Raw genomic sequence first — 4,172 nt, 5'->3', positions numbered from 1 at the left:
ACCGTTGGTCGTCGCACCTTCCTTTACGGACGCAGTTCGACGCCGATGGCGTCGGCGGCATCACGCGCGATGGCGCGTGCTTCGTCGATGGATTCCGCGCGTGCCAGGGTCACCCCGACGCGGCGATGGCCGTGCACGCTGGGCTTGCCGAACAGGCGCACCGCGGTATCCGGCACCTGCAGCGCGGCAGCGACGTTGTTGAAGTACGGCACGCCTTCGCCATGCGCCAGCAGCGCGCACGAGGCCGACGGGCCGCTCTGGCGGATCACCGGAATCGGCAGGCCGAGGATCGCACGCGCATGCAGCGCGAACTCGCTCAGCTCCTGCGAGACCAGCGTCACCAGGCCAGTGTCGTGCGGGCGCGGCGACACTTCGCTGAACCACACCTCGTCACCCTTCACGAACAGCTCGACGCCGAACAGGCCCCAACCGCCGAGGTCGTCGGTGATCGCACGCGAGATTTCTTCCGCACGCGCCAGCGCCTTGTCCGACATCGGCTGCGGCTGCCAGCTCTCGCGGTAGTCGCCGTCCTTCTGCAGGTGGCCGATCGGCGCGCAGAACGAGGTGCCACCGGCGTGGCGCACGGTCAGCAGGGTGATCTCGTAATCGAAATCGATGAAGCCCTCGACGATGCAGCGGCCGGCACCGGCGCGGCCACCGGTCTGCGCGTAGTCCCAGGCCGGGGCGACGTCCGCCTCGCTGCGCAGCGTGCTCTGGCCCTTGCCCGAGGACGACATCACCGGCTTGACCACGCACGGCAGGCCGATCGCGGCCACCGCGGCCCGGTACTCGGCCTCGGTATCGACGAAGCGGTACGGCGAGGTCGGCAGCCCGAGGGTCTCGGCGGCCAGGCGGCGGATGCCTTCACGGTCCATGGTCAGGCGTGCGGCGCGCGCGGTCGGGATCACCCGCAGGCCCTGCTCCTGTTCCAGCTGGACCAGGGTCTCGGTGTGGATGGCCTCGATCTCCGGCACCACCAGGTGCGGCTGCTCCTGGGCGATCAGCGCGCGCAGGGCCATCGCGTCCAGCATGTCGATCACGTGCGAGCGATGCGCGACCTGCATTGCCGGCGCATCGGCGTAGCGATCGGCGGCAATCACTTCCACGCCCAGCCGCTGCAGCTCGATGGCCACCTCCTTGCCGAGTTCACCCGACCCCAGCAGCAGCACCCGGGTGGCGGAGGGGGACAACGGAGTTCCAAGCTTGGCCATGGCGGTTCCAGCAGCGATGTGAAGGCGGGTGGGCATTCTAGCTGGCCGGGCACCCCGGCCACGGCATCCGACGAACGGTAGCCCGCATCTGATATCACTTTGATATCTTAATTCCGACCCCTCAAGGACGTACTGCCATGAAAGAGAAGTCGCTGTCCTCGCTCAACGGCCTCGGCACGCTGGCCGGCGCCCTGCTGGTCGCCCTCGCCGGTGCCGCCGTGTTCGTGCTCGGGGTTGCCGCCAAGGCCAGCACCGGCTCGCCCAACCTGCTGCTGATGCTGCTGGGCGTCCTGCTGGTCGCGGCGGGCATGTTCGTCCTGGCCGGCCTGTACACCATCCAGCCCAACCAGGCCGCGGTGCTCAGCCTGTTCGGCAAGTACGTCGGCACCGTGAAGGACAACGGCCTGCGCTGGAACAATCCCTTCTTCAGCAAGCGCCGGGTCAGCCAGCGCGTGCGCAACTTCGAAAGCGGCAAGCTGAAGGTCAACGAGCTGGACGGCAGCCCGATCGAGATCGCCGCGGTGATCGTCTGGCAGGTGGTCGATGCCTCCGAGGCGGTCTACAACGTGGATGACTACGAGAGCTTCGTGCATATCCAGTCCGAATCGGCGCTGCGCGCGATGGCCACCAGCTATCCCTATGACCAGCATGAGGACGGCCAGCTGGCCCTGCGCAGCCACGCCAGCGAGATCTCCCAGCACCTGAAGAACGAGTTGGCCGAGCGCCTGGCCGATGCCGGCGTGCAGGTGATCGACGCGCGTATCAGCCACCTCGCCTACGCCGCCGAAATCGCCCAGGCGATGCTGCAGCGGCAGCAGGCCAATGCGGTGATCGCCGCGCGCACGCGCATCGTGGCCGGCGCGGTCGGCATGGTCGAGATGGCCCTGGCCGAACTGCAGAAGAACGGCGTGGTGCAGTTGGATGAGGAACGCAAGGCGCACATGGTCAGCAACCTGTTGACCGTGCTGTGCTCGGACCGCGGCACCCAGCCGATCGTCAATGCCGGTTCGCTGTACTGAACCACCCTCGCAACGGGGCGCCCCACCGCCCCGCCAGGAGTTTTCATGAGTGAGAAGAAAGCCTATCCGCTGCGCATCAATGCCGAGGTCCTGGCCGCGGCACAGCGCTGGGCTGACGACGAGCTGCGCAGCCTCAACGCGCAGATTGAATACGTGCTGCGCGACGCCCTGCGCAAGGCAGGACGCCTGCCGAAACCCAAGCCATCGCCGGAGGACAAGGAATGAGCAAGCGCTGGAGCTACCAGACCATCGAGGTCAAGACGTCCATGATGGGCCTGCACAAGGCCGAGGACATCCAGGCCGAACTCAGCCGCCAGGGCCAACTGGGCTGGGAGCTGGTGAACATCATCATCCCGGCGCCGATGCGCCCGGCGATGCTGGTGTTCAAGAAGGAGGCCTGAGCCATGGGCGCCAGCGACCCGAAACAGTACGAGGTGGCCGACAGCTCGCCGTTGCGCGTGCTGTGGATCGTGCTGCCGCTGCTGGCCGCCTTCGTGGCCTGCCTGTATGCGCAGCTGTACAAGGCACCGGCCACCGCCCCCTGGATCGAAGTGACGCTCTCGCCGCCCTGGTTCCGCATGGGCGGCAGCGCCGCCTGGAGCCTGCTGGTGATCGCCGCACTCGGCATCGGGCTGGGCGCGGCCTTCTTCCGCCGCCGGGTGGAACTGGCCGGCGACGTGCTGGATGTGCGCTCGACCCTGTATCGCCGGCGTGTTCCAGTGGCAACGCTGCGGCTGGACCAGGCGGAGGTGGTCGATCTCGGCCGCGACCGCCGCTATGGCATCCGTTTCAAGACCAACGGCTATGCAATGCCAGGCTTCTATTCGGGTCACTTCCGCCTGCAGGGCGGCGGAAAGGGATTCGCCCTGGTCACCGATCGCGCGCGCGTGCTTGCCCTGCCGGTCAGCGACGGCAGCACACTGCTGCTCAGCGTGGATCGGCCGCAGGTGCTGCTCGATGCCCTGCGCAAGGTGGCCGCATCGGCGCCGCGGCAGTAAGCTGCGGCGATGCAACGACGCCCGCCCCTGCTGATCAACACCGCGACCATCGAGTTGTGGCCCGCCGGCCTGCTGCGCGCGCGCAGCAACCTGGACGCGCGCCTGCTGTCACAGGCGTACTGGGTGCTGCGGCGCAAGCGTGATGGCCGCTATCTGGCGGCCGTACTGCCGCACGGCGTGCATTCGATGGTGCCACGCCTGACGCGTGAGCCCGGTACCGAGGAGGCGCTGGCACTGCTGGACGCAGCGGCAGCTCGACCGTTCGGCGCTGCGCTGGAAGATCAATGGCTTCCACTGGCCGGGCTGCAGCAGCGCCTGCAGCAGCTGGGCCTGGATGCCCAGCGCTACGCAGACGACAGCGGCCTGCCCCTGGAAGCCGAACCCTGCCTGCTGCACTTCGCTGGTCGTGACCGCTTCGCCCGCCCGCTGTGGCTGCGCCGCGGCGCCGCGCAGGGCTGGCGGCGGATGCGCCTGCACGCTGCACAGGATGGCGTGGCACTGGACGCGATCTCCGGTTTCCGCAGCCATGCCTACCAGCTGGGCATCTTCGAACGGAAACGGGCGCGCGGGCTGAGCGTGGCGGAGATCCTGAAGGTCAATGCCGCACCGGGCTTCAGTGAACACCACAGCGGCCATGCGCTGGACATCGGCACGCCGGGCGATGCGCCGGCAGAGGAATCCTTCGACGCCACCGATGCGTTTGCCTGGCTGCAGCGCCATGCCGGCGCGCACGGCTTCCAACTGAGCTACCCGCGCGACAACCCGCACGGCATCGTCTACGAACCGTGGCACTGGTGCTGGAGACCGGCCAACGGCTGAGCCCCTCTTGGTGGCCGCAAGGCGAAGTCCATGGAGCTGTCCGGGCGGGTAGTCTGCGCAGGGGACGCCGTGAATCCGTCCCTGGAGGCTTAGCCGCGCCATCCGTGGCGCGGATACCCCTGCCC

Annotated in this window: 6 protein-coding genes; 5 read left to right on the top strand and 1 reads right to left on the bottom strand. The window is 68.2% G+C overall.

All coding sequences use genetic code 11. The annotated features are described in order from the left end of the window. Positions 1–23 precede the first annotated feature (23 nt). Positions 24–1,211, bottom strand: a complete 1,188-nt coding sequence (gene purT, locus O0J73_RS21715; protein WP_197564898.1) for a formate-dependent phosphoribosylglycinamide formyltransferase — start codon at positions 1,209–1,211, stop codon at positions 24–26. A gap of 137 nt (positions 1,212–1,348) precedes the next feature. Here purT and O0J73_RS21710 point away from each other — a divergent pair, with 137 nt between their 5' ends. From O0J73_RS21710 to O0J73_RS21690, 5 genes are read left to right on the top strand one after another with little or no spacing between them, the layout of a single operon-like run. Then, entirely contained in the window at positions 1,349–2,230 is an 882-nt protein-coding gene (locus O0J73_RS21710) for an SPFH domain-containing protein (RefSeq protein ID WP_006424215.1), read from the top strand. A gap of 45 nt (positions 2,231–2,275) precedes the next feature. After that, positions 2,276–2,455, top strand: a complete 180-nt coding sequence (locus O0J73_RS21705) for a hypothetical protein (RefSeq protein WP_005412615.1) — start codon at positions 2,276–2,278, stop codon at positions 2,453–2,455. After that, a complete protein-coding gene (locus O0J73_RS21700; protein ID WP_006424209.1) occupies positions 2,452–2,631 on the top strand; it encodes a DUF4177 domain-containing protein in 180 nt (59 codons plus the stop codon). Before O0J73_RS21705 ends, O0J73_RS21700 begins: the two co-directional genes overlap by 4 nt. 3 nt (positions 2,632–2,634) lie before the next feature. Continuing rightward, positions 2,635–3,228 carry a PH domain-containing protein gene (locus tag O0J73_RS21695; protein ID WP_308309614.1) on the top strand — a complete coding sequence of 198 codons (594 nt, stop codon included), beginning with the start codon at positions 2,635–2,637 and terminating at the stop codon, positions 3,226–3,228. Positions 3,229–3,237: 9 nt separating this feature from the next. Further along, a complete protein-coding gene (locus O0J73_RS21690; RefSeq protein WP_308309613.1) occupies positions 3,238–4,047 on the top strand; it encodes a M15 family metallopeptidase in 810 nt (269 codons plus the stop codon). The last annotated feature ends 125 nt before the right edge of the window (positions 4,048–4,172 follow it).

This window comes from Stenotrophomonas sp. Sm6012, assembly GCF_030985895.1.
Taxonomy (GTDB): Bacteria; Pseudomonadota; Gammaproteobacteria; order Xanthomonadales; family Xanthomonadaceae; genus Stenotrophomonas; species Stenotrophomonas forensis.
Note: the sequence above shows the minus strand (reverse complement) of the source record. Positions and strands in the feature narration are given on the sequence as shown.

Excerpts from the sequence above, each read along its gene's own strand:
- purT (WP_197564898.1), bottom strand. The coding sequence starts at position 1,211 with ATGGCCAAGCTTGGAACTCCGTTGTCCCCCTCCGCCACCCGGGTGCTG.
- O0J73_RS21710 (WP_006424215.1), top strand. The coding sequence starts at position 1,349 with ATGAAAGAGAAGTCGCTGTCCTCGCTCAACGGCCTCGGCACGCTGGCC.
- O0J73_RS21705 (WP_005412615.1), top strand. The coding sequence starts at position 2,276 with ATGAGTGAGAAGAAAGCCTATCCGCTGCGCATCAATGCCGAGGTCCTG.
- O0J73_RS21700 (WP_006424209.1), top strand. The coding sequence starts at position 2,452 with ATGAGCAAGCGCTGGAGCTACCAGACCATCGAGGTCAAGACGTCCATG.
- O0J73_RS21695 (WP_308309614.1), top strand. The coding sequence starts at position 2,635 with ATGGGCGCCAGCGACCCGAAACAGTACGAGGTGGCCGACAGCTCGCCG.
- O0J73_RS21690 (WP_308309613.1), top strand. The coding sequence starts at position 3,238 with ATGCAACGACGCCCGCCCCTGCTGATCAACACCGCGACCATCGAGTTG.